Origin of the sequence: Pseudoalteromonas sp. Of7M-16, assembly GCF_022347805.1 — a bacterium.
Classification (GTDB): Bacteria; Pseudomonadota; Gammaproteobacteria; order Enterobacterales; family Alteromonadaceae; genus Pseudoalteromonas; species Pseudoalteromonas luteoviolacea_F.
This window is the reverse complement of record NZ_JAKRFY010000005.1, coordinates 307,086-331,993: the sequence shown is the minus strand read 5'-3', so window position 1 is coordinate 331,993 and position 24,908 is coordinate 307,086. Positions and strand designations below refer to the sequence as shown.

General features: G+C 41.5%; 23 protein-coding genes. 20 read left to right on the top strand and 3 right to left on the bottom strand.

Annotated elements, in window-relative coordinates:
- Positions 1 to 179: 179 nt before the first annotated feature.
- The gene (locus tag MHN81_RS07850; protein WP_239425470.1) at positions 180 to 359 is read right to left on the bottom strand and encodes a hypothetical protein; all 180 of its coding nucleotides are present in this window, start codon (positions 357 to 359) and stop codon (positions 180 to 182) included.
- Positions 360 to 752: 393 nt separating this feature from the next.
- On the opposite strand from MHN81_RS07850, the gene MHN81_RS07845 reads away from it, so the two are divergent.
- From MHN81_RS07845 to MHN81_RS07825, 5 genes are all read left to right on the top strand, one after another.
- Entirely contained in the window at positions 753 to 1,820 is a 1,068-nt protein-coding gene (locus tag MHN81_RS07845; RefSeq protein WP_239425469.1) for an energy transducer TonB, read from the top strand.
- A 904-nt stretch (positions 1,821 to 2,724) separates the two neighbouring features.
- Positions 2,725 to 3,612 carry an ABC transporter six-transmembrane domain-containing protein gene (locus MHN81_RS07840; RefSeq protein WP_239425468.1) on the top strand — a complete coding sequence of 296 codons (888 nt, stop codon included), beginning with the start codon at positions 2,725 to 2,727 and terminating at the stop codon, positions 3,610 to 3,612.
- Positions 3,602 to 4,747, top strand: coding sequence for an efflux RND transporter periplasmic adaptor subunit (locus MHN81_RS07835; protein ID WP_239425467.1), 1,146 nt, complete (start codon positions 3,602 to 3,604; stop codon positions 4,745 to 4,747). The genes MHN81_RS07840 and MHN81_RS07835 overlap by 11 nt, the downstream gene beginning before the upstream one ends.
- On the top strand, positions 4,747 to 7,836 hold the full coding sequence (locus MHN81_RS07830; RefSeq protein ID WP_239425466.1) for an efflux RND transporter permease subunit: 3,090 nt from the start codon (positions 4,747 to 4,749) through the stop codon (positions 7,834 to 7,836). Before MHN81_RS07835 ends, MHN81_RS07830 begins: the two co-directional genes overlap by 1 nt.
- A gap of 54 nt (positions 7,837 to 7,890) precedes the next feature.
- Positions 7,891 to 8,817 (top strand): AraC family transcriptional regulator, encoded by a 927-nt coding sequence (locus MHN81_RS07825; protein WP_239425465.1) that lies wholly within the window; start codon positions 7,891 to 7,893, stop codon positions 8,815 to 8,817.
- On the opposite strand, the gene MHN81_RS07820 is transcribed toward MHN81_RS07825, so the two are convergent.
- Positions 8,807 to 9,703 carry a LysR family transcriptional regulator gene (locus MHN81_RS07820; RefSeq protein ID WP_239425464.1) on the bottom strand — a complete coding sequence of 299 codons (897 nt, stop codon included), beginning with the start codon at positions 9,701 to 9,703 and terminating at the stop codon, positions 8,807 to 8,809. The genes MHN81_RS07825 and MHN81_RS07820 overlap by 11 nt on opposite strands.
- A gap of 152 nt (positions 9,704 to 9,855) precedes the next feature.
- On the opposite strand from MHN81_RS07820, the gene MHN81_RS07815 reads away from it, so the two are divergent.
- The 5 genes from MHN81_RS07815 to MHN81_RS07795 all read left to right on the top strand — a co-directional run bounded on the left by MHN81_RS07815 (position 9,856) and on the right by MHN81_RS07795 (position 13,998).
- The gene (locus MHN81_RS07815) at positions 9,856 to 10,467 is read left to right on the top strand and encodes a glutathione S-transferase (protein WP_239425463.1); all 612 of its coding nucleotides are present in this window, start codon (positions 9,856 to 9,858) and stop codon (positions 10,465 to 10,467) included.
- A 16-nt stretch (positions 10,468 to 10,483) separates the two neighbouring features.
- Positions 10,484 to 10,849 carry a nuclear transport factor 2 family protein gene (locus tag MHN81_RS07810; protein WP_239425462.1) on the top strand — a complete coding sequence of 122 codons (366 nt, stop codon included), beginning with the start codon at positions 10,484 to 10,486 and terminating at the stop codon, positions 10,847 to 10,849.
- A gap of 18 nt (positions 10,850 to 10,867) precedes the next feature.
- Positions 10,868 to 11,068, top strand: coding sequence for a 4-oxalocrotonate tautomerase family protein (locus MHN81_RS07805; protein WP_239425461.1), 201 nt, complete (start codon positions 10,868 to 10,870; stop codon positions 11,066 to 11,068).
- Between the two features lie 239 nt (positions 11,069 to 11,307).
- On the top strand, positions 11,308 to 11,526 hold the full coding sequence (locus MHN81_RS07800) for a DUF6500 family protein (RefSeq protein WP_023401468.1): 219 nt from the start codon (positions 11,308 to 11,310) through the stop codon (positions 11,524 to 11,526).
- A gap of 288 nt (positions 11,527 to 11,814) precedes the next feature.
- The gene (locus MHN81_RS07795; RefSeq protein WP_239425460.1) at positions 11,815 to 13,998 is read left to right on the top strand and encodes an OsmC domain/YcaO domain-containing protein; all 2,184 of its coding nucleotides are present in this window, start codon (positions 11,815 to 11,817) and stop codon (positions 13,996 to 13,998) included.
- A gap of 65 nt (positions 13,999 to 14,063) precedes the next feature.
- On the opposite strand, the gene MHN81_RS07790 is transcribed toward MHN81_RS07795, so the two are convergent.
- Entirely contained in the window at positions 14,064 to 14,387 is a 324-nt protein-coding gene (locus MHN81_RS07790; RefSeq protein WP_023401470.1) for a hypothetical protein, read from the bottom strand.
- 302 nt (positions 14,388 to 14,689) lie between these two features.
- On the opposite strand from MHN81_RS07790, the gene MHN81_RS07785 reads away from it, so the two are divergent.
- From MHN81_RS07785 to MHN81_RS07740, 10 genes are all read left to right on the top strand, one after another.
- A complete protein-coding gene (locus tag MHN81_RS07785; protein WP_023401471.1) occupies positions 14,690 to 15,736 on the top strand; it encodes a S66 peptidase family protein in 1,047 nt (348 codons plus the stop codon).
- 86 nt (positions 15,737 to 15,822) lie between these two features.
- The gene (locus MHN81_RS07780) at positions 15,823 to 16,716 is read left to right on the top strand and encodes a helix-turn-helix transcriptional regulator (RefSeq protein ID WP_239425459.1); all 894 of its coding nucleotides are present in this window, start codon (positions 15,823 to 15,825) and stop codon (positions 16,714 to 16,716) included.
- Between the two features lie 87 nt (positions 16,717 to 16,803).
- Positions 16,804 to 17,094 carry a hypothetical protein gene (locus tag MHN81_RS07775; RefSeq protein WP_023401473.1) on the top strand — a complete coding sequence of 97 codons (291 nt, stop codon included), beginning with the start codon at positions 16,804 to 16,806 and terminating at the stop codon, positions 17,092 to 17,094.
- 79 nt (positions 17,095 to 17,173) lie between these two features.
- The gene (locus MHN81_RS07770; protein WP_239425458.1) at positions 17,174 to 17,707 is read left to right on the top strand and encodes an RNA 2'-phosphotransferase; all 534 of its coding nucleotides are present in this window, start codon (positions 17,174 to 17,176) and stop codon (positions 17,705 to 17,707) included.
- A 19-nt stretch (positions 17,708 to 17,726) separates the two neighbouring features.
- Positions 17,727 to 18,362: a Vat family streptogramin A O-acetyltransferase gene (locus tag MHN81_RS07765; RefSeq protein WP_239425457.1), complete on the top strand. Its 636-nt coding sequence runs from the start codon at positions 17,727 to 17,729 to the stop codon at positions 18,360 to 18,362.
- A gap of 107 nt (positions 18,363 to 18,469) precedes the next feature.
- Positions 18,470 to 18,778: a hypothetical protein gene (locus MHN81_RS07760; protein WP_239425456.1), complete on the top strand. Its 309-nt coding sequence runs from the start codon at positions 18,470 to 18,472 to the stop codon at positions 18,776 to 18,778.
- Between the two features lie 41 nt (positions 18,779 to 18,819).
- Complete coding sequence (locus tag MHN81_RS07755; RefSeq protein ID WP_239425455.1) at positions 18,820 to 19,377, top strand: hypothetical protein; 558 nt, start codon at positions 18,820 to 18,822, stop codon at positions 19,375 to 19,377.
- Positions 19,378 to 19,659: 282 nt separating this feature from the next.
- Positions 19,660 to 20,274 (top strand): hypothetical protein, encoded by a 615-nt coding sequence (locus tag MHN81_RS07750; protein WP_239425454.1) that lies wholly within the window; start codon positions 19,660 to 19,662, stop codon positions 20,272 to 20,274.
- A gap of 149 nt (positions 20,275 to 20,423) precedes the next feature.
- Positions 20,424 to 21,044, top strand: coding sequence for a hypothetical protein (locus MHN81_RS07745; RefSeq protein ID WP_023401479.1), 621 nt, complete (start codon positions 20,424 to 20,426; stop codon positions 21,042 to 21,044).
- 623 nt (positions 21,045 to 21,667) lie between these two features.
- Entirely contained in the window at positions 21,668 to 24,862 is a 3,195-nt protein-coding gene (locus MHN81_RS07740; RefSeq protein ID WP_239425453.1) for a hypothetical protein, read from the top strand.
- Positions 24,863 to 24,908 lie beyond the last annotated feature (46 nt).

Sequence of the window (24,908 nt, the reverse complement as noted above, 5' to 3'; positions counted from 1 at the left end):
CTATGGACCCTGAAACGAGTTCAGGGTGACGAGGGAGGGGGCGTGCCTTTATGTTTAAGACCAGTCATTTGGATTTGATGCTTAAGACATGTCAATTGGGTTGGCTAGTTATTGTAGGCTTAGGTATTTAAGCCCGTCATTGTGGGCTTGCCCCGCAATCTATGTTTTGACCACGGTAATTATTGTTGGCAGTAGCGGCTGCGACAAGTACCTTGAGAACAGCATGCTAAAGTATTGCCAAAGCAATGTGCCCATCCCGGATTGCAACCTACTGCAATATTAAGAGTTTGTGTTTTGGGTAAATCTTGTCCGTTTGTACTTAGGCTTTTCATGCGCTTTTTATTAAGTGCTAGTTTCATATTGATTCCTCTTATTCAAATTTTCCGACTTGTTAGGTTAATAAAAACACATCTGTGTTATTAAAGTGTAACCACTAGAGGCTGTGGTTTTATTCAGCGGGTAGCTATTGAAATTTTACCAAGTAGATTAGTGTATTTACTTAAACTTGATGTATTATGCACTCGTTAAATATAACTTTAACTTTGTCTTGTGCTTTTTACATAAACTTACATATAGATATTTTTTGATTTTTTTAGCAATGCAATATGAATAAAACATTCAAAACTTATTGTAAGGTTTCCAGTAGCAATTTAAATATTTAATATATTTAAGTTGCACTACAAGCAAAGGAACCTACATCTGATAATGGCGTATCGTCTCGCAGATGTTTTTTTAATTAAAAAAGGATGTTTATGAAATTCATCTCAATAATACTAGTTGCAGCTTTTTCGTTTCAAGCTAGCGCGTCTTTAAACTCTGATTCATCTGCGCAATCAAGTGGTGAATTCGTTGATGCTGTGCCAATAGATAAACCTGCGGCAATCTTTCCTAGGCAGGCCGCAGAGCGCGGCAGAGAGGGATGGGTACAATTAAGTTACGTGGTAAATGAAAAGGGTGAGGTTGAATCTGCTGTTGTTGAGCGATCTTCTGGGGATGTATCTTTTGAGCGTTCGGCATTGAACGCTGTTAATAAGTGGCAATTTAAGCCTGCGATGCAAAATAATAAACCCGTCAAACAGTGTAAAAATCAAGTTCAATTAACATTTTTTATGCCGGAAGACTATAGAGGGGTCTCTCGTCCTTTTTTAAACCGTTATAAAAAGATAGTCTCAAAAATTGATAAAAACGATCTTGATTCAGTACCGCAGTTATTTCGTGAAATGGAAGAGCGAAAGTTAAGAAACTTTACTGAAGACAGCTATTTCTGGGTGGCAAAAGCGCGATATTACGCGGCGAAAAACGACAGAGTGAATGAACTACGCGCCATTGTAAGAGTAATACAGTTTAATGATGGGCATGTGCCTGATGAAATGTATATCGCTTATCTTTCTCGCGCAATAGTTTTAAATATGGAGCAAAATAAGCTTACGTATGCACTGTCGCTATTTGACCGCTTGTCAGAGTTACCTGGAGCAGAAGCATCGGTTAAAAAGTTAGCACCTTACATAGATAGGGTACACGCACTGGTTGAAGATGAAAGTAAGCTCATTTGGGTAAAAGGTGAAATAACAAGATCCTTGTGGCGCCATAAATTGGCGAGAAATGCATTCACGATATCAGATATCAAAGGTGATTTAACGTCTTTGGAAATTAGGTGTGACAATCACTATTCGAAGTATGAAGTTCAGCCCCAGCAGCAGTGGAGCATCCCATCAAGTTGGCAGGGTTGCCAAGTGTATATTCATGGCAACAAAGGTGCGCACTTTAGCTTGGTTGAAACGCCACAGGTCAAAAAAGACCTGACGAATAAGAAAGTATAATGAGCTTGGTGTAACAGTCGAAGTTGCACATTAGGCAAAGCGGTTATTTTGGGCCTTAATATTGTAAGGCCCGTCATTGTGAGCTTTGCTGGATAAGGCCCGTCATTGTGGGCTTGCCCCGCAATCCATGTTTATTGGTGGTGGGATTGAATTATAGGTATCTACCTCGGCAACTGATCAAACAGCTCGCTTCACCTTGCGCAAAATAATGTCGGCGCTGCGCGCTCTGTTATTTGACTTTTGCACTATGGACCCTGAAACGAGTTCAGGGTGACGAAGGGGAGGGCGTGGCATGATGTTTAAGACCAGTCGTTTGGATTTGATGTTTAAGCCCTGCCATTTGGGTGGGCGCTTGAGACATGTCAATTGGGTTTTCGTGTTTAAGCCCGTCATTGTGAACTTTGCTGGATAAGGCCCGTTATTGTGGGCTTGCCCCGCAATCCATGTTTATTGGTGGTGGGATTGAATTATAGGTAACTACCTCGGCAACTGATAAAACAGCTCGCTTCATCTTGCGCAAAATAATGTCGGCGCTGCGCGCTCTGTTATTTGACTTTTGCACTATGGACCCTGAAACGAGTTCAGGGTGATGGAGGGGAGGGCGTGCCATGATGTTTAAGACCAGTCATTTGGATTTGATGTTTAAGCCGTGCCATTTGGGTGGGCGCTTGAGACATGTCAATTGGGTTTTCGTGTTTAAGCCCGTCATTGTGAACTTTGCCGGATAAGGCCCTTCATCGTGAACTTTGCTATATAAGGTCCGTCATTGTGGGCTTGCCCCGCAATCCATGTTCTATGATTCATTGCTGATAAAGCCAATGAGCATTGAAAACAGCAAGTGAGGACACTTTTTCCACTTTATAATTGGTCATAATTCTGCTCTAGAAGTACTTAGGAGCATAATATGTCCATTCAAAACTCCATTTCACTGTGGTCGGTAGTGAAATTAAGCCCTGTTAAGGTTGCCATTACTTGGTTAATGGTAATTGCTGAAAACATCCTACTTATTTTGCTGCCATTATTGATAGGTTATGCAATCGATGGTGTGTTGGCACAAGATACAACGCCGCTACTGGGGTTTGCTGCCAGCTTACTCGGTTTAATCGTCATCAGCGTGCTGCGCCGTTTTTACGATACGCGGGTATACGGTGATATTCGCGTTAAGCTCGCTGAAACCGTTGCGCACAATTTAAGAGGTGCGGATGTTTCCGCAAAAAATGCGCGATTAACTATGTCGAGAGAACTTGTCGACTTTCTTGAAAACGATTTACCTGCTTTGCTGACTGCCGCAATCCAATTGGTATCCATAGTCATTATTTTAGCTACATTTCATACGTATTTCGCGCTAAGTGTGTTGGTCGCTAGTATTGCTATGTTACTCGTTTACGCCTGTTGCCACGGAACCTTTAAGCGCTTAAATGGCAAATTAAATGATCAAACGGAACAACAGGTAAAAATACTGAGCTGCAAACCGTTTGCAGCATTGAGCGCCCATTTAGAAAAACTAAAAAAACATGAGATCGCCCTCTCAGATACAGAAGCTCTGGTTTATGGCTTTATTTTTGCGCTGCTATTTATGTCGGTGCTTGGCAATTTATGGCTCGTAAACTTGCTGCCAAGCCCAACTACAGGGGAGGTGTTTTCTATCCTCACTTATTCACTCGAATTCGTTGACACTGCAATTATGTTGCCTGTGACGCTGCAAGTTTTATCGCGCCTAGAGGAGATCACTCAGCGCCTAAACCGAAACGAACAAGTACTCACTGAGAAGGAAATTGGCTATGAAGTATAAGAATATAATGGCGATTGGCGCAGGGTTTTGCGCGATATTTATGGCGCTGATCGTGGTGGATGAACTTGCTATTGAAGCACCAGTTGTGAAAACGAATCACAGCATTAAGCAACCAGTATCAACGACAATCGTATTACCCCAGTCTCATATACCAACACTGGATCTAATTGGTAATACACGTGCTCGTTTTGTGACACAGTTAAAGGTAACGAGTGATGGGCAATTAGCGTGGTTAGATACCGAGCTTGAGCCGGGAGCGCTTGTGAAAAAAGCGACGCCTTTGGCAAAGTTAGATACAACTCACCTTGAGTCTGAAATGGCGCAGGCACAAAGCCGTGTTTATCACTCAGAGTTGGCATTGGAGCAACAGCTTCACGAGCAGTCCGTTGCCTTGAGTATGTTATCGAGTAAAAACCAGAGCAGCTTTGCCAAGAGAGAGCCGCAAGTTGCCGCAGCAAAAGCGGATTTGAGTCAGGCAAAGCTGATGCTCAAAAGTATGCAAAAGCGCTTCGAAGAAGCGCAAATTGTTGCCCCATACGATGCTGTAATTTTATCGAGATCCGTGAGCCCAGGCGATTGGCTAAGCGCAGGTGAAGCGCTATTTGAAGTTGCGGCAAGCGACAGCATTGATGTGGTATTGCCTATTTCAGAGCCAGTTTGGCGTAGGCTTAAACGCCAGTTGCAACATCAACTGCTCGAAATTAACGTGACCGACCGTTCTGGCGGTAAATGGCCTGCACAGATCAGGTATATTGCGCCTCGCATGGACTTAACAACTAGACAGCGACAGTTAATTTTAAAAGTTTCGGATCCGTATGAACTGACAACTCGGCTCATGCCAAACCAGCCTGTGCAGGTTAATATTGGCTTAGCTCGAGAGCCACTGTCTTTTAAAGTGCCGCAAAGTGCATTAACCAGAGATGGCTTTGTTTGGACTGTTGATGATGACGGTACTTTGCAAAAAGAGCCTGTAGAGATCCTGTCGAAAAGCCAAACACATACCTACATTCGCTTTAATCAAATGGACGATAGTGCGAAGCAAGTGGTGGTTTATCCGCTACTTAGCATGGTTGTTGGAACACAAGTTGAACCGCTTTCAAATCAGGTTCAACTTGCAGATAGCGGAGGTGCTTGATGAGCTGGCTAACCAAGTGGTTTATCGACAATACCGTGGCAGCAAATCTATTGATGCTGGCGATTATCGCCAGTGGTGTGCTCGCGTTAGGGCAATTACGAGTTGAGTCCTTTCCGCAGATCCCGCCGTCAACCATCTCCATTACGGTGCCTTATCCCGGCGGCACAGCTGCGCAAATTGATGAGGGAATTACGCAGCGAGTTGAAGAGTCAATAAGCGGGGTCGCAGGCATCAAGCAAGTTGTCAGTCAATCAAGTGCTGGGCTTTCGACAGTGACGGTTAGAAAGACCACAGTTACAGATATTGATACGCTTTTGAATGATGTACGAAATCGCGTGAATGCCATTGCGGGCTTTCCTGAACTAGCTGAAAAACCCATAGTTGCCAAAGATGAATTTACTAATTTGGCTGCATTTGTGATCGTGTCAGCACAAAGGGAAAATAACAGTTTGCAACCAATTGCGAGGCAAGTTGAAGTTGCGCTAAAAAAGCATGCCGATATTTCTCGTGTCGATAATTGGGGCAGTCGCAATCCTCAGTTAGTGATTGAGCCTAATCCAATTCAGATTGCTCAACTAGGTATTACGTTAGAGGATGTTGCGTCAGCAATAGAGCAATTCTCTTTGGAAACAAGAAGTGGCGAGTTAGAAAGTGAGAGTGGTCGTTTGCTGCTGCGGGGCGATGGCTTTGCAGATAGTGTTACAGCGCTTAAAAACGTGCCTGTTGTCGTAAAGACGACGGGAACAATACGCATAGCTGATATTGCACACGTCTATCGTGATTACCAACAAACAGGCTCAATAGTGCGCAATAACGGGCAAAATGCCATTGCGTTATTAGTGAGTACGAGTCAATCGGACAACTTGTTACATGTGAGTGCTGCGGTGAACGACACGTTAGCGCAATTGCGCCGCCAGCTGCCCGCAGATGTCCATCTCGATACTATGGCGGATATGGCCCCTTATATTGAAGAGCAGCTATTTAGATTAGGTAACAATGCGTGGCAAGGTTTGCTCATTGTAATTATATTACTGGGGATCTTCTTAGACTTAAAATTGGCGTTTTGGGTATCAGCTGGTATTCCAGTTGCGCTGTTTGGTACTTTGGGGGCGTTACAACTGACCGACCACAGCATTAACGATATCACCTTATTTGGCTTTATTCTGGTGTTGGGCATACTGGTTGACGATGCGGTAGTGGTAGGAGAGGCCATATACGATAAGCGTGGTGCCTGTAAGAATGGGCAAGTAGCAGCGTTTAAAGGTGTGCAGTCGGTATCTGTCGCTACAATATTTGGTGCACTCACTACGATAGCTGCTTTTTCTCCGATGCTTTGGATCAATAACGATCTCGCTAAGTTATTAGCAGGTTTTTCCGTGGTCGTGATAATAGCACTGCTGTTTTCACTGATTGAAAGTAAGTTCATTTTGCCTTCTCATTTAGGCGCTTCCTCTTACACAGAGAACTCAAACACATTTATCAGCCGAATACAGCAAGGCGCTCAAACTTGGCTCGCAACTGTGAAATCACGGGTTTACTTACCAATACTTAATGTATCAATTCGTTATAAAGCAGCTAGTATCTTATTTTTTACGGCGTTTATTACCCTTGCATATGGCATGTGGTCGACAGGGACTATCCGTAGCTCGGTGTTTCCGGAGATCCCAGGGCGATACATTACGGCTAAAGTGTCTTTGCAAGATGGTGCGCCTTTACAATTGCAGGAAAAAGCATTGGTTCAACTGGAAAGATCGGCCAATCAAGTTGCAAATAAACTGCAAGCCGAGTTTCAATTGACGTCTAAGCCTATTGTAAATTTACTCGGGTGGTCAGATGGTTATGGCGATATTGAAGTGACAGCTGAGCTCACTAGTGAGTCTTTGAGTACTCTGCCCAGTTATCTTCTGACGGATACTTGGCGCAAACAAACGGGTATTATTGAAGGCGCATACTCTGTGCAATTTTCCGCAGCAGAAGCTCCTGCTGGTGGTACCTTTATTTCCATCACAGCCCCCGAAAAAGCAATCGCAAAACAAGTCAGTTCTAGGCTTTATGACGCACTGGTGTCACAAGCTGGAGTATCTGATATTTATGACGACGCAAAAGGTGGTCAGCTGCAAGTACGAATTGTGCTGAGTGATTACGGTCAACAGCTTGGTTTAACTCAGCATCAGGTCGCAAAGTTTGCCGGAGAAGCATTTGGGCAAAGGGAGGTACACCGAATATTGGATCAAGGACAAGAGACCAAGGTGCTGGTTAGGTATGCTAAACATGAGCGGCAAAATTTGGCACAACTCAAAGCCAGTTTACTGACTTTGAGTAATGGCGATAGTGTTCGATTAGAAGATGTTGCAACATTTAGTTTCGAGCAGGTGCCTGATGTGTTGCATAGAAGGGACAGAGCGCAAGTTGTAAACATTTATTGGAAACAAGATCGGCATATTCAGTCACCTGAGGAAGTGATGGAAAAGCTACAGAGTGAAATTAGCCGTTTAGAGCAAGTATTTCCAAGTGTAAAAATTAAAGCTGGTGGTGAGTTTGAAGAAATAACCGCAGTGTCTAAAGGATTTAAGTCAGCGATGTTAATGACGATAATCTTGATTTATATTTTGTTGGCAATCCCGCTTAAGTCGTACTGGCAACCTTTGATAATTATGGCGGTCATTCCCTTTGGGTTTGCTGGGGCGATATTTGGTCACTACATAATGGACTTGCCGATCAGCTTGTTGTCGATGTTTGGTATGATGGCGATGACAGGGATCGTGGTGAATGACTCTTTGGTTTTGATCACGCGTTTTAATCACTTATACCGGGGCGGCCTGTCACTGGATGACGCTCTGCGCCAAGCTGGAACAAGTCGATTTAGGGCGATATTTTTAACAACAATAACCACCGTATGTGGTTTGTTACCACTTCTATTTGAACAAGCGGAACAGGCACAGTATTTAAAACCTGCGGCGGTTGCTCTGGTTTTTGGGGAGCTGTTTGCAACGTCAGTGACACTAATATTAATTCCTGTATTGCTTGGACTTTTTTGTCGCAAACAACCTAAACGTCGAGATTTGTTGTTGGCAGAGCAAACGGCTTAACTACAATTGCTTACAGGCTGTTATTTGCATTTTTTGAAATAGCGCGCGATAGTTGTGGCTTTCGTTACAACTATCGCGCCTATGTCAGAAAACAAACCCACACCATTTGTTTTGGTACCAGAATACGCTCTATTGGAGTCCTTACCAAAGAATCTACAAACGCGTTTCGTGACTGCGCTCAAATTAATGCATGAAGACCTTGCGTCTGGTCTATGTTGGGAGCAAATAGCCACGCAAAGTGCGATATCACCTTTTCATTTCCATCGCCAATTTTCAGAGTTGTTTAAAGAAACGCCTGGGCAATATTTGAGTCGAGTACGTTTACAATATGCTGTCCATTATATTTTCTCGAAACAGGACTATAAAATTATCGACATAGCTCACGAATGTGGGTTTGCATCATCTCAGTCTTTGGGCAAGGCTTTAAAAAATACCCTAGGTTTAACGGCAAAACAGATCCGCGCGATGGGCGTGACGGGGACGCCAAGGCAGACGGCCGAAATACTTACAAAGCTTGCACACCCTGATGAATACGGTTCTTTAGAAAATAAGCTCGCTGAAAATTTACCCTGCGAATTGGTTTGGTATCCACAAAGAGGGATGAAATTACTGCCAAACATCAGCACCGAATGGGACACAATTTTTGAAACACTTGGCGAAAGATCAACCCGCATCATGGGGATGACGCCTGTCAGCCAGCTAGAAAATAGCTGGCAAGATATCAAAACACGCATAGGGGATTGGCAAGTTTGCGCATCTGAACACACCATCTTCTTGGCCGAAGGCCATTATTTTTGTTGCGATGTATATATTGTGTCCGACTCAGGCTACAGTGTCGCACTTGAGCAACTTTTCAAAGCCATTGAGTCTGCTGGATATCAGATAGATCCTAATGGTTATTTTGTCGAAATTGTACGCGATATCGAAATGACGGTAACTGGTGGCGTTACTTTTTCCTTTCAAGTGCCTGTCATGATGTAAGGGGGCGGGCTGTCAAACTGGCAAAATACTGCTCTAGCAATTTTATACAGGTGAGCACAGTGTCAGGCACAAAATGTCTTGCTGGATACAGTGCGTACAGAGTCAATTGTGGCTTTTTACAGTGTTCTAAGAGCTCAATCACATCTCCATTTGCAAGTGCTTTATCACATACAAAGTCAGGTAAAAAACCAATACCATGACCTGCTTTAACGGCTTCTAGCATAAATGGTGTGCTATTCACTTTTAATGAGCCGCTGATAGCAATTCCATTTTCTAAAGGCCAAATGTGTTTGTTTTTAAAGTAAGTGTATTCAAAGCAATTGTGATCTTGTAGATCTGCGGCTTTAACAATGACGGAGTGATTATCGACGTACTCGGAGGATGCACAGATTTTATAGCTAAACTGGGTGAGTGGTCTGCCTACATAATTTGAATCAAGTAGTTTACTTGTTGCACGAAACCCAAGATCGAAGCCATGCTCCACAAGGTCAATATCTTCATCACTTAAATGAATATCCAACTCAATGTATGGGTGTTGGCGCATAAAGTTGTTGAAAAAATCGGTCAATAAAGTAAGGCCAAGTGCCATTGGCACGTTGACCTTGAGCTTTCCTTTTATCACATTTGTGTGCGATTGAATGCGAGAGTCTGCTTGAGCAAGTTTAACCAGAATATCTTTTGCGCTAGCTAGGTAGACTTTCCCTGCATGAGTCAGAGTGAGATTACGTGTCGTACGGTGCAGTAAACGCACACCGAGATGTTGTTCTAGCTTTGACATCTCCTTACTTACCATGGATTTGGTGGTATTTCTTAATTCTGCCACGCGGGTAAAGCTCTCATACTCAGCAAGGTCAACGAATATTTCCATTGCACGTAATTTATCCACTTTTGAACTCCTATAAATTGTTTCCATGTAGGAAACATGTGGTTCGTATTGTGACTATATATAAGATAAATCAGTTTTTCTACACTGGCTTTATGAAATTTGAAGTGGTTTCAATTTCAGGACTATAGACAAACTTAGAGGAAGAAAAGCTTATGTATACCCTATATTTTATGCCCGGTGCCTGTTCGCTTGCTGTGCAGGTTGTTTTGCGAGAGCTCGGGCAAGAATTCACATTGATCAATAAGTTACATACAGATAATTTTACAGCGATAAACCCGCTGGGGAATGTGCCTGCGTTAGTCATGCAAGACAAGGTATTGACAGAAGGGGCTGCGATTATGCTTCATCTTATTCAGTCACACCCGAGCGATTTTTGGTCATCAGGCCCTAATATACAGCAACAAATCATAGAGGATTTGATGTTGGCCAATGCCACCATGCACCCAGCCTATGGCCGGTTGTTTTTTGCTACGCACAATATTGAAAGTGTGAGTGAGCGGGAACGCACTTTGATTAAAGCGGCTGAGCAGATCAATTTGATTTGGCAAACAGTTGGGGGGCGGCTTGAGTCAAGGGCGCACCTAGGTCCATTTCTAGGCGGTCAACAACCTAGCGTAGCAGATATATTCTTAGCCGTGTATGCGAGCTGGGGAGAGCACTTTTTTGTCGATATACACATTCCTGATAATGTACAACAGATGTTGGATAAAGTGAGAGAGCGAGACTCATTTAAAGCAGCTGTTAGCGCCGAACAGTCCAATTAACACAAGGGCGGTCTCAATGAATTATAAAGATAACATTGCCGAGATTGATAAGGTAAATGACGTGATAAAACGCTATTGCGATGGGCTGCACTACGCAGATGTAGAAAAGTTACGTAATATTTTTTGTGATTGTGCAGTGCTCAAAACACCAGGTATAAGGCGAACAAGAGAAGAGTGGTTAGCTTTAGTCAGTAGGCGGTCCGTGCCCTTCGAACAAGGAGAGCAATACAATTACAAAGTCATTTCGCTCGATATTGTTGGTGATCAGGCTTTAGTTAAACTGTATTGCCCTTTACTTGGGCGTGAATATTTGGATTTTTTAGGTTTATTGAAAGAGCAGGGGCAGTGGCGCATTGTCAACAAAATGTATGCCGATATCTAAATATTAAAGGAGAGTAAAGTGCCGTATATCAATATTAAAGTCACAAAAGAAGGCGTCACAAAAGAGCAAAAACAGGCGTTGATCAGTGGTGCAACACAGTTGGTGGTATCTGTATTGAACAAAGTACCCAGTACGGCTTTTGTTGTGATTGATGAAGTTGACACTGACAATTGGGGCATCGGTTATGATCAGGTGTCAACGTTAAGGGCTAAAAAGTAAAAGCTATATTATTCGATAGTGAAAGGTGAATATTGTATTTCTAAAACAATATAGATTAATGGGTGGTTTATTCTAAGTTGTTGTGCACATTCAGTATTTGTCCAGTAACGTAAATGTTTGGGAGTTTGTAAATAGCTTAGGTTATTTGCAAGTCCCATAAATACTATTTACATTTAATATTTATTATATTCGCGTATAATTTTATCTCCATATCAGTTGTAGGGTATAAATGGCCAATTATGAGAGCAAGCCTAAGAGAAAAAATTGTACAAGTCTGCGACCAAAAAATAGAGAAAAAGGGGGTCAACGTTGGCGTTTCTTTTTACGCTTTTTTTGCCAATAAAAATAGTGACCCAGAATTACTGATGGAAGCTGCAACTTGGTGGATACAGACGCACCAGTTAGATCATTTTGAAAAAGCACACAAAGTTAAAGATATGGTGTTACAAGGTTTGTAATGTGCGCGCTCGGTGGCTTTACGTGCTGCCAGATTCTCTTAATACTGCTAATCCGAATGCGAGAGCTGCTGAGTTAGAAAGGAAATAGCGATAGCTGTGGGCGAATTTCATCCGCTTTGACCAAAGAAGCCTGCCAAAACATCATTTATTTTTCCTTATCTGCAATTAACCCAAGACTATTGGCGTGAAAAAGAAGATAATTGCACAGTTAAGATAATTTTTGCTACCGGATCACTGAGGAAGTTACCTTAGTCCTGCGGTAGCCGCACAAAACTGTGGAAGAGTTCAATGGAAATTAAAGTTAATTTTCTCGACAATCTTAGACTTGAAGCCAAGTTTGATGATTTTAGTGTTATTGCTGATCAGCCTATTCGTTATAAAGGAGATGGCTCAGCACCTAGTCCGTTTGATTATTTCTTAGCTTCATCAGCACTTTGTGCGGCCTACTTTGTAAAGGTTTACTGTGTTTCACGAGACATTCCGACAGACGGAATCCGTGTTTCTCAAAACAATATCGTTGATCCTGAAAACCGATATAATCAGATTTTTAAAATTCAAGTTGAGCTACCTGAAAGCATTTCTGAAAAAGACAGAAAGGGCATTTTACGCTCGATAGACCGCTGTACTGTGAAAAAAGTCATCCAAACGGGTCCTGATTTTCAAATTGAAGATGTTGAAAGCCTTGATGATGATGCGCAAGCAATGTTAATGGTCAAACCCGAGCAAGAAGCAAACACCTTTATCCTCGGTAAAGACCTGCCTTTAGAGCAAACGATTGCCAACATGACAGGGATCTTGGCCGATTTAGGTATGAAAATTGAGGTTGCTTCATGGCGCAACATTGTACCAAATGTTTGGTCATTGCATATCCGAGATGCGGCATCTCAAATGTGCTTTACCAATGGCAAAGGGGCGACCAAAGAAAGTGCACTTTGCTCTGCATTGGGTGAGTTTATCGAGCGCTTAAATTGTAACTTCTTTTACAACGATCAGTTTTTTGGCGAAGAAATCGCGAATAGTGACTTTGTTCATTACCCAAATGAAAAATGGTTTAAGCCGGGTCCAAATGATGCGCTTCCAAGTGAGATCTTAGATCAATATACACGCGAAATTTATGATGCGGACGGCGAGCTAAAAGGCTCAAACTTAATTGACACAAACTCGGGTAATGTCGAGCGCGGGATTTGTTCTATTCCATACACTCGTCATTCAGACGGTGAAACGGTTTATTTTCCGTCTAATTTGATTGAAAACTTATTCTTAAGTAACGGAATGAGTGCAGGTAACAACATGGCTGAGGCCAAAGTACAGTGTTTATCTGAGATTTTTGAACGTGCAGTTAAAAAGCAGATCATTGAACAAGAAATTGTTTTACCTGATGTGCCAGAGGATGTGCTTGCCAAATATCCTGGCGTTGTTGATGGTATCAAAGCGCTAGAAGAACAAGGCTTTCCCGTCGTTGTTAAAGATGCCTCTTTAGGTGGTCAGTTTCCTGTAATGTGTGTCACCCTGATGAATCCTAAAACAGGAGGTGTATTTGCTTCGTTCGGTGCACACCCAAGCTTAGAAGTTGCGCTTGAACGCAGCTTAACTGAGCTACTACAAGGCCGTAGCTTTGAGGGCTTAAACGATGTACCTCGTCCGACATTTAACAGTATGGCAGTATCTGAGCCAGAGAATTTTGTTGAACACTTTATTGACTCAACGGGTGTGATCTCATGGCGCTTCTTCAGCGCGAAGAAAGATTATGATTTTGTTGAGTGGGACTTTTCAGGAACCAATGAAGAAGAGTGCGACAAATTATTTGCGATTTTACAAGAGCAAGGTAAGGAAGCGTATATTGCTGAATTCACTGATTTAGGTATTGCTTGTCGTATTCTTGTACCTGGATATTCGGAAGTGTACCCTGCGGAAGACTTAATTTGGGATAACACCAATAAAGCGCTGCAGTACAGAGAAGACATACTTAACCTACACAGGCTTTCTGATGAGCAGCTTGCTGACTTGGTAAATCGCCTAGAAGAAAGCCAGCTGGATAATTATACCGATATCATTACATTAATCGGTATTGAGTTTGATGAAAACACTGTTTGGGGTCAGTTAACCATTCTAGAACTTAAGCTGCTAATTTATTTGGCGCTGGGTGATCTTGAAGAAACAATGGATCTGGTTGAGTCTTTCCTTCAGTACAATGACAACACAGTTGAACGTGGGCTGTTCTATCAAGCGATGCAGACTGTTTTGGAAATAGCCCTTGATGAAGAGCTAGAGATTGAAGACTATATCCATAACCTGTCACGCATGTTTGGCCAAGAAATCATGGATAATGTGATTGGTTCGATTAATGGTGATGTTAAATTCTATGGCTTAACAGAAACCAATACTCAGCTTAAAGGGTTGGACAAGCACCTTAAATTGATTGAAAGCTATACCAAGCTTCATAAAGCACGAGCTGCTTTGGCTGCTAAGTAACGAACAGCAATATTAACAAGCCTGCGAGGTTATTAACGCAGGCTTTTTTGTATTTGGGCAAGGTTTTATTCGCCACCACCACCGCCACTGTCACCGAAGCTCGAGCTAGGACTAGGACTTGAACTATCGCTACTGTGGTCACTCTCCCCTGAGGGCTTATTTTTCTCTGATCCATATATGAAAGGGCTTCCTGAATGAGCGCCATTTCCGCTGTTACTCATGTAAGAAGCTGATTGTGCTTTGCTGTTAATAAACAGTTTTATAATTATGGCAAGAGAAAGCACCGCTATCACAATTGGACTGATCACACTTTGAATGACTGAATTGGATTCGAGATCTACAAAGTATATGGCAATAGCGACGCCTACAATATTAATCATCCAGAACATAACAACTCCTTTATAGTGTTTTTAACTGAATTTTCGCCCCGTTTTGATGGGGAAAATCTTTCTTCTATTAATCCAAAAAATAGCTATTCCGTTCGATATACGTGTTTTTCACCCTAACAGGGTTTTTCATAAATTACAAAAAGTGCACAATTGGGGGACTACTACATAACAAATAACCCGCTCAATTCACTAACTCTGGCAGTCTTTAGCATTTGGTGCTTGTTATCTGTAAATGTATATAAGGGTAGTAATTAAATAAATATTTGAATATATTGATATTATTAATAGAAATGGACACTAAGATGATTAAGCCAAAGCAATTAAAACCGGGTGATAATATTGCCGTATTATCGCCGTCAACGGGTCTACCATCAGTATTTCCTCAAGTTTATCATCAAGGATTGAGTAACTTAAAGGCACTTGGATTTAACGTGGTTGAATATCCAACAGCTACCATGGATATTGACGAAGTGTTCAACAGCCCGCAGGCTAGAGCTCGTGACTTAAACAATGCTTTTGGTGATGACAACATTGATGGGATCATTTCGACCATAGGCGGCTCAGACTCTGCGAGGATATTAAAATATCTGGACGCAGAAATTATTAAGGCCAACCCAAAGTTTATAATGGGGTTCTCTGATTTTACGGCTGTGTCCGCATTTATACATCAGTTAGGAATAGTGACCTTTAACGGGCCATCTGTAATGGCTGGGTTTGCTCAGATCCATAATATGTCTGATGAGTATCAAACGTATGTTAGATCATTTATATACGGGGAGCATAATGAGTCTGAGTTTCCTGTATTCACTCATTTCAGTGACGGTTACCCTGACTGGTCAGAACCGAGCGCTGCAGGGCAGCTGAAACCACAACAAATCAATACAGGGCCGAGGTTCTATCAAGGTGACTCAGCGAAAAAATACAAAGCAAGTGGACCCTTGTTTGGTGGGTGTATTGAGGTACTTGAAATGCTTAAAGGCACACAGTACTGGCCAAGACAAGATTTTTGGCGAGGTAAAGTACTTTTTCTAGAAACATCCCAAGAGAAGCCAGCAATTGATTATGTTAGGTATTGGCTGCGTAACTATGGAGTAATGGGGGTATTTGAGCAACTTTCTGGGCTGGTTTTTGGCCGAGCACGGGATTACAGTGATGACGAAAAACAATTGCTTGATGAGGTCATTTTATCAGTTGTTAAAGAAGAGTTCGGTTGTGACAAGCTCCCAATAGTGACCAACTTGGATTTTGGACACACAGATCCACAAATGATATTACCATTGGGCATAAGTATTGAAATCGATGTTCAAAAGCAAAAGATTAAGGCGTTGGAATCACCGTTTAAATTGTAATTCTTTCTTCACTTTACCGCCCTAACTAGTCTAAATTATCTGCATGTAACCAGTTTGTAATGTTTAAATTTGATAAGGCAACAAGGATGAATACAGCAAATTATTGCCAGCAACATGTTTTGGTGATCCCCCAGGCACTTGGCGCGCTATCGGATGTATGTAAATTGGCAGCTCGCAATGGTTCAGCCATTTACAGCAAGGATTTAGAGCAAAACCTACTAGATATTGAGTTTTATACTAATCAACTGTGCATTGTCTATGTTGAAGAAGGTTCTGAAACGCTGACATGCTGGGATAATAAGCAGATCCAACTTAGTGCTGGGCAATCGGTTTTATTATGCCAAGGTCAAAACTTACATTCCGATTTTGTCCGCAGTACTCAGAATCTAAAGGCGTGGCTGGTATTTTTTGACAGAAGTGTAATTGAACAATTTTTGTTGTCTGATAAATTGACGCCGGTAGCCAAGGGCAAGCAACCGCCGCCAGTTTCGCTACATCTGGAAAACTGCTTAATTAAAGGCTTCTTCGAGCAGCTCAGATTGTGCGTTGATCAAGGAATGGATATTAATCCTATACTCCATGTTAAGCTTACAGAGCTGTTATTTATCCTGCGTCAAGTCAGTGGTGATGAGTTCGTTGCAATGTTGAGTATGGCTGATCATACCCTGCCTACGCGTAGAAACCTAAAAAGGCTGCTTGGGAATAAGTCTGTTTTAAAACTCTCTGTTGCAGATCTAGCAAAATTATCGGGTCGTAGCTTATCTGGCTTTCAACGTGATTTTAAACATCAATTTAATGAGCCGCCAAAGCAGTGGTTGATCAAGCAACGGGTTGAATACGCTAAGTCATTGGTTGAACGAGGTTGTTTATCGGTTTCTGATATTGCACTGGAAGTTGGCTATACCAATATCTCACACTTCATCAAAGCTTATAAAAACCAGTATGGCGAGACACCAAAACAAGGTGCGATGAAAACTTGACCGAAAAACGGCACTTTTCTCGAATTACGGCATTTACTCTTACTTCTCAGCTTAAACTGAAATGACTTATTATGCTGAGGAGCAAATATGTCTGTAAAAGTAATTATTGAATGTCAGTTAAGTGAAGTAAAGTCCGAACTGTTGGATGACTTTCTAACTGAGAATGTGCCTGCTGTAAAAGGGTTTGCAGGGTGTCAGCGAGTATCAATCAGTTTTGATGAGAACAAGACCACCATGCTGATTGATGAAGATTGGCAAAGTGTAGAGCACCATAAAAATTATATGCAATTTATCGATAGCAATGGTGTTTTAAAAGGTTTGATTGCATTTATGTCCGCGCCGCCTCGTATTCTTTATTTCAGATCATACGAATATTGATATGGCAGTACATGTACTACTTTGATTATATTGTAAAAAGAGCTTAATTTATCTCTATAAATAGGATAAATTAAGCTCTATGCAAAATAAGAAAATATCTAAATACTTAAGTTTGATTCTTCGCCATAAGCCTGAGATGGCTAATATACAGCTCGATGCCCAAGGTTGGGTTCAGATAGAGGAGTTGATTGAAAATTCAAAAGATTTTTCACTATCGTATGAGCTTATTCAGTCCATCGTAAACTCAAATGACAAACAACGCTTTGCAATAAGTGATGATGGTAAAAAGATCCGCGCCAATCAAGGACACTCAGTTCAAGTCGAGCTCGGTCTAACGCCATTAACCCCTCCTGATATTTTATACCATGGCACGGCAACTCGGTTTATGCAGTCAATTAAGCAAAGTGGGTTGATAAAAGGTGAACGGCATCATGTTCATTTAACAGAATCTAAGCAGAGCGCGATTGCTGTTGGAGAGCGTTATGGCAACGCGGTGTTGCTGGGTATCAAGGCGAAAAGTATGTTTCAACTGGGTGCCAAGTTCTATAAAACCCAAAACAATGTGTGGCTAGTTGACCAGGTCCCCGTTGATAAGCTTTTATTCGACACATAAATACAATTAAGGAGTAGTTTTGAACGGACCAAATCCAGACGATAAATCCCCGTTAACCGGGTTCCCCCAAGTTGGTTTTTTAAAAAACTTTATTAGCTCTAACAATATTCTAGTGGGGGATTACACCTATTATGATGACCCCGCTGGCCCAGAAAACTTTGAACAGAATGTCCTTTATCATTTTGATTTTATCGGTGATAAGCTGAAAATTGGTCGGTATTGCGCTATTGCAACAGGCGTAAAATTTATCATGAACGGTGCCAATCATAAAATGTCAGGGTTTTCGACATACCCCTTCCAAATATTTGGCAATGGTTGGGAAAAAGTAATGCCTCAGGATGGTGAATTACCCTTTAAAGGTGACACAGAGATAGGACACGATGTATGGATTGGCTACGAATCAACAATTATGCCAGGTGTAAAAATTGGAAATGGCGCTATCATTGCCAGCAAGTCAGTGGTCACTCAGGATGTTCCGCCATTTTGCATTGTGGGCGGAAACCCAGCTCAAGTGATTAAAAAGCGCTTCGAGCAAAGTATCATCGACGCTCTGCAAGACATTGCATGGTGGAATTGGCCTGCCGATAAAGTGACTGAGCACCTTGAAGCGATTGTAGGAAGAGATTTAGAAAAATTACGCAGGGCAAATAAATGACGCAAGAGAAGTTGGATATTCGGTTTAAATCCCTGAAAAGGTATAAATTAAGTTATTCACTTTTGGTAGTAACATTAGTATTAAATTTAATTAGCTTAGTACTCTTTATGAATGTTAGTGATAACTTTACGGACCTCACTGATTATATTAAAGCAGGTTCTATGGCATTTTTTACCGTGCTGTATGCTTATTTTATTTACAGCTGGAAAAACAAGCCTTTTTTTATTATTACGCCATTACTCGTAATGAGTTTATTGCAAATTTTAACAGTTAAATGGCAACAATGGAGCTTTGGTCTGAACCCATTTTCCGTTATTGGCCTATCACTCAATTTTGATACGGTCTCTATCTCGGTCAATTTGCTTGCAATAATAATGGTTGGGTTAGCGTGGCATTGTAGGTCGTTTGCCAAATAATGCGACATAAAGTGCGTATGTATTAGTGGTAAGATGCTTGAATGGGAAAAGCAGTAGTTATAGCCATCAGTGGTGTGTCTGGGAGCGGCAAAACGGCACTCGTTAAACGTCTTGCAAAACAGCTATACTGTCCGTCTCTGGTATTCGATGACTATATTGATGTGGATACTTACCCAAAAAACATGAAGCAATGGCTGAAAAGAGGTTGTAATGTTGAAGAAATTACCACGCCACGTTTTGTTGCTGCGCTCGAGCATTTGAAGCTTTATACCGACGCACCTTTTATTGTTATTGAAGAGCCGTTTGGGCAATGCAGGCGCGCTATGGCGCTGCATATTGACTTTACCATTGTGCTGGATATACCAATTGAGATCTGCTTGGCACGGGTTATCTCAAGAAATATCAACAGCCCAAATAGTGATTCACTGACCGCCATACCCAAATATCTATGTGAATATGAAGACTACCTAAGAGATATCTATCTAAATGTGCTTGAGCAAACTCGGCACCGCTGTGACCTAAAAATAAGCAATGTAATGCCAAAACAAGCGTTAGCCAATTTTGTACTGCAACAGCTACGCAGTAAATTGCTCGTTTAGGCGTCGTGATACGCCTTTTGAACCAGAGACCATACTTAACTTGAGCCGCATTCCTCATTGATTGCCATGGTATTAGAAACTGCAATTTATGAAAAAACCAAAACTTCCTAACTTATTGAAAATATTTGAAATAAAAAAGTTCGAACGGGCCCGTTAGGACGATAACTTCGTATTTCTCAAGGATACTAGCATCAACAATTACGATACACGCTTAAATAGCTAGGCAACGTAATCTATCGCAAAACGTGATGCTGACAAAAAGATGGAAAGGAGAGATATATAATGAGCGCAAATAAAATGACCAAATGCACTACAAATTGGGATACGAAGTTGTTCTTAATCGCTGGCGTTTTTATGCTAGTAAATACGGTGTGTTTATGGCTCAGGCATTTTTCAGGATACCAGATGTCTTTGCTCTGGGCTGCAGTTCCAGCGATCATCGGACTTGCTGCAAGTGTTTTAGGCATTCTCAAGTTATATCCACGAGTATCTATCCAAGCTCCACTATATGCCAGAGGTGGTGCTTACTTCGCTTATGGTTCTAGTGCATCGCTGTTGATTGCTGCGATATGGATATTTATCTCTTCTGTGTTTGGTGAGGGTATTTCGGATAGTCGGTCGTTTGGCTTTTCGTTGCTTATAGGGAGCTTTATGATATGCATGGTTTTGTCTTTTATTTTCAATGCTGCTGCGTTTTTAGTTAATCGAGTTACTCGTAGTATCGGACTTTTACTGCTGATCCCGGTTACTTGTTGGGGAGCGATGCTTGCAGTAATTATTACTCAAGGCTTTAATGCTGGTTTATCGTTAGATTTTTATACAAACGGTGTGATTGGTTGTGCGTTTCTTCTTATCGCATTTGTGACTGCGAAAACAGGCCGGGCCATAATACGTTAGCTTTTCCTTTATGCAATACGATGAAGTTTTGTGCGCTTCTGGTTTTTATAACACTGAGTTGATTACTCCAATATATTCTATCGTTCATTTTATGTTTATAATGATAGTGTATTTTAAATGTGAATTAAAAATAATAACTAGGTTGTTTGATGACTAAAGAAGTAATATTTGTATTTTTAACTATGGTTTCTTTTCTTTCTGATGCAAAGATATCAATAAAAATGGCGAATGATTCTGAAAAAGAAGTTGAAATAAAAAATACTATACATGCTCTCGTAGGTGAATATGATATAGAGCACTGGATTTATACTAAAGATATACTGGTGAATGAAAGTGCAAGGGTACCACACAGCCATCCTATACTAACCATGAATACGGCTGATGCATATTTAAAAAGTGACATGAAAGTGTTATCTACCTTTCTGCATGAGCAATTTCACTGGCATGTGGTATTGAACGGGAAGGGGACGATTGATGAGTTTCAAGGTGCAATTAAAAAGGAGTTTCCTAAAGTCGAGTATCAAAGGCCATTGGGTAGCGGCACCGAAGGTGGCACCCTGTCACACTTACTTGTTTGCTATTTAGAGTATCGAGCAATGTCTTCCCTGATCGGTGAAAGTAGCGCTAGAGAGTTACTTCAAGGCAATCCATACTATACATGGATTTATAAAACTATCTTAGATAAAGAAAACCACCCAAAGCTGGATAGGCTTATTGAGGAGCTTAACTTGACTATTTTTACGAAAGACAAGGCGGCAGCGAATAGCTAAATAGGGATGTTCGATAGGTCGCTCAGAAGAGCGTCCAGAGAAAAAAAGCCCTGAGTAAATTCAGTAAAATAGGGAGTGGCAGTGGTTACAAGGGCTACTCCCTCAGCGTTTCAAAAAGCGTTAACTAGGTACGTTAATACTGGCCAGATGAAAATGGTTTGAAGGCTATGCGTACAAAAAACGCCATTTCAATATTCCAATGAGCCTGCAGACCCTTCACAGGTTAATTCAAGACCTTAATAATTCAACCCGGTTACCTGTCAAACTACTTGTTTCAGGTTAATGTTCAGACTGCAAACTCTCTATATTAGTAATAAATCGCAACTCGCCAGTGTACGGGAAGTTAAATTTTCTATATTAATCAATATTAAGATATACCAATAGGAAATCACGTCGCTTCGATAAGTGTGCGCGTATCACTTGGGGTTTTGCAAATAGTAACTGTGCTGGGTAATGTTAATTGTGAGGCTCTTCTTGTTGTCTATATGTTTAATTTAATTTTTTTTTGTTAGGTGTTTTGTTTTTATGCTCACTTTGTTAGCATCTTGCGGTTGTTGCAATATTGCGAACAAGTAAAAAATACAGGAAATCTTTAAGCGCCTTGCTTAATTAATGAGCAAAATATGTATACAAAAAAACACTATAAAATGCCAATTTTGGCCTCTGCGATTGCGTCGATAATGCTAACAGGATGTGGTAGCTCAGAGTCACACGAAGAACCAAAAAATAATAACCAAACAATTGTTGATCAGGGGGTTACACCTACTGCACCTGATAAGGCAACACCGCAGCCAGCGCCTGACAATCAAACACCAGAGCCTACACCTCCAGTTGTCACGATATCGGGCCCTAGTGACGTTCAAGAAAAAGCGGCGTTTAGTTTGACGCTCAGTGCCCAAGACGATGGCGAAATTAAATCCATTGCATGGACCCATGATGCGAGTATCGATCTTGAAAAGGTAACGGATAACACTGGCAACGCGACGTTTACCGTACCTGATATTAATCAAGATCACGTCGTCAACTTTACTGTAACTGTTATTGATGACGAAGATGAAAAAGTTGAACAAGTACACACAGTTAACATTAACCGCATCACAGAAAGCCTAACGGTTCAAGGTGTTGTCACAGATAGCCCAATTCAACATGCAAAAGTTCAGCTTGTCGCAGGTGAGCAGCATGTTGACGTTATTGCTAATGAAAAAGGTGAGTACCTTGCAACTATCGAAGTTGACGAAACTGAAGTCGATGAAATGCTCAAAATTGTCGCTTTGGGCTCTGATGCACAGCCAGAAGTTGAGTTTGTTTCTCAACTTGGCACCATTGGCGCGCTAAAAGCACAAGCGGGTGATGATGGCGTGTTAAACAATGAGGAAAACTTTTCAGTTAACGTGACCAATGTGACCACCGCTGAATACGCACTGTTGCAGCGCACAGGCATTGATTTGGTGAGTGATGAGCGTCTAAATGATGCCTTACAGGCTGTTGATGGAGAGTCGATGTTAACACTGGCGACGCTTATTAAGGTGATTGTCGACTCTGAAAACTACTCGTTACCTGAAGGCGTATCTTCGACTTTAGCTTTGGTAAGCAACGAGGAGAAAGCCAGCGAATTTGAACAAATGGTCAAATCAAGCAATTCGGCGTACTTCTCTGAAGTTAAGAAGCAAATACTGGACGATAAAAACCTAACGTCTAATGCAGTGGTGTCTCTTCAAGGTGACTATCTGCTATATCAATCTAAATATTACAATACATCTGCTTATCATTTGTCCCTTGATGAAAATGGCCAAGGTAAGTTTGTCGCTGAAACTGCTGTAGCGGTGAGCAAGCTGAGTTTGATAGATGGGTTGTCAGTGATGGAGCTTGAAGAGCCGGTAACTCTTTATACTTCCCGCAGAGTAAAAAGGGATGAGAACGGTGCAGAGGTAGTTGATGAGCAAGGCAATCGGGTTTACGCATCGGTTGTACATAAATCATCTAAATTATCGATAGATACATTACGGGCAAGCAACGGCTCAAGTATCATTGAGTTGAATACACATACTCAAGAATTTGTTGATGGTGAACTAAACCAAGAAGCACAGCTTGATACTCTAGATATTTATCGGCTAATGGATAAGCAATCTATCCCTTCATTAACTGCTGATGAGGTAGTGGGTAAAACGTGGTTGATACAGTTATTCGACAGAGATTTTGTATCGCAAGACCAAACTATCAAACGCTATATGTTCAATGAAGATGGTAGCGTTACTTCAAACATTGCAGGTGAAACTGCAACATGGCAATTGCAAGGCAATGCTTTAGTTGTCAGTATTGAAAGCGGAGAAGGGGCAAAAGTTCTTCAATTATGGCCTACAAATGCAGGCTCTATCGGTGTGACTTTGGTTGCCAAAGAAACGCACAAGGTTGACGACGAGAATGAGCGTAGTGTGTCATATGGCGGAATTATGGTTGCAAAGCAGTCTGATTTGACGGTAACTGCTGAGCAGATTGCTGGACGATGGACTGGCTTTATCGGTCGTACACAGGCTTTGCATGAACTTCGAATCTCAGAAAAGCTTGATGTGAGAGTAGGAGCTTCAGGGTCAACGCGATACCGTCATGGCAAGTTGGAAAACAACCACTTCTATAGAGAATATTTTAGAGATAACCTCTTCCGGGTATGTGAACAGGTAACGGAAGGCTGTGAATTAACTGCGTATATGGAATATGAGTTTTTGGCTGTAGAGGGAAGTGATTACTTAGTCTATCGCCGTATGGTCGAGCAAGTGGGCACTGAGCAGGAAGGTCAGACCCGTGAAGGTATCTATCACTACATTTATACACCAGAATATACGTATAAGCAGTTCTCATCTGAAATGCTGAGTGATTTCACACGATTTTATGTTGAATCAGAGATGGGAAGCTCGCCAACAATTGAAATATCTCGAGAGCAGGGGTTCAACAATGACGAATTCATCAGCACAATTACACGAAACAATGCTAGCTACCCAGTGCAGATTGTAAATGGCCTTCTTCAATACTCTGATGGCGATACTGAAATGCAAGTATCTCTACTTGAAGAGACTGATAATTTTATCAGTGTATGTGTTTATGAACTTGAAGCAGGTTGCAGCGACGATAAACATCAGACTTGGTATACAAAGCCCGGTGCTGTGCCCCGGCAAAGAAGTCATCTGCTTGACACCACGCAGTTCAATTCTAAGCATTACTCCATCGAGCAAATGATAAATGGCAAAGTGGCCTTCAGACGTACATCCAGTACAGAATGGGATATGGACTATGCGTTGTCTAATGGGAAAATAACCTTAACAGGTGCCCCAGTAACAGATATACCTGACTATTTTCTCGAAGTTTTAAGTAAGGTTGAAATTGAAGAGCAAAATGAAAATGTAGTGTTGACAGTAACCACTGACAGATATTCAGATGGCCAATTGAGCGAGCAAACCACAACGGAAGAGGTTTTATCGAAGGTTGACGCTAAGCAGGGGCTAAATGTGTCGAAGGATGAAATAATTGGTACTTGGTCTGTCGAAAAATATTATGAATTCGGTAATGAATTGAGTACTTACCACTTTGAAGATGGAGTGGGATATTCTCTCTCTGAGAATGGAAATCGCAGCGAGTTTACCTGGGATATTGATGGCAACGTTTTAACGCTTACCTTCGACTTTCCATGGGTTTATCGCTTTACTTTGACCAAAAAAGTATCTGATGGATTTCAGTTAATACATCAAATGGGTGATTTACATCAATTGTCTTATTATGCGACGTATTTTAACCATGGTGCAGTGAGCAAAATGACAAAGCAATAGCCCTTTGTTGTATCAGCTGATATAAGTTGTATTCTTGAAGCAACAA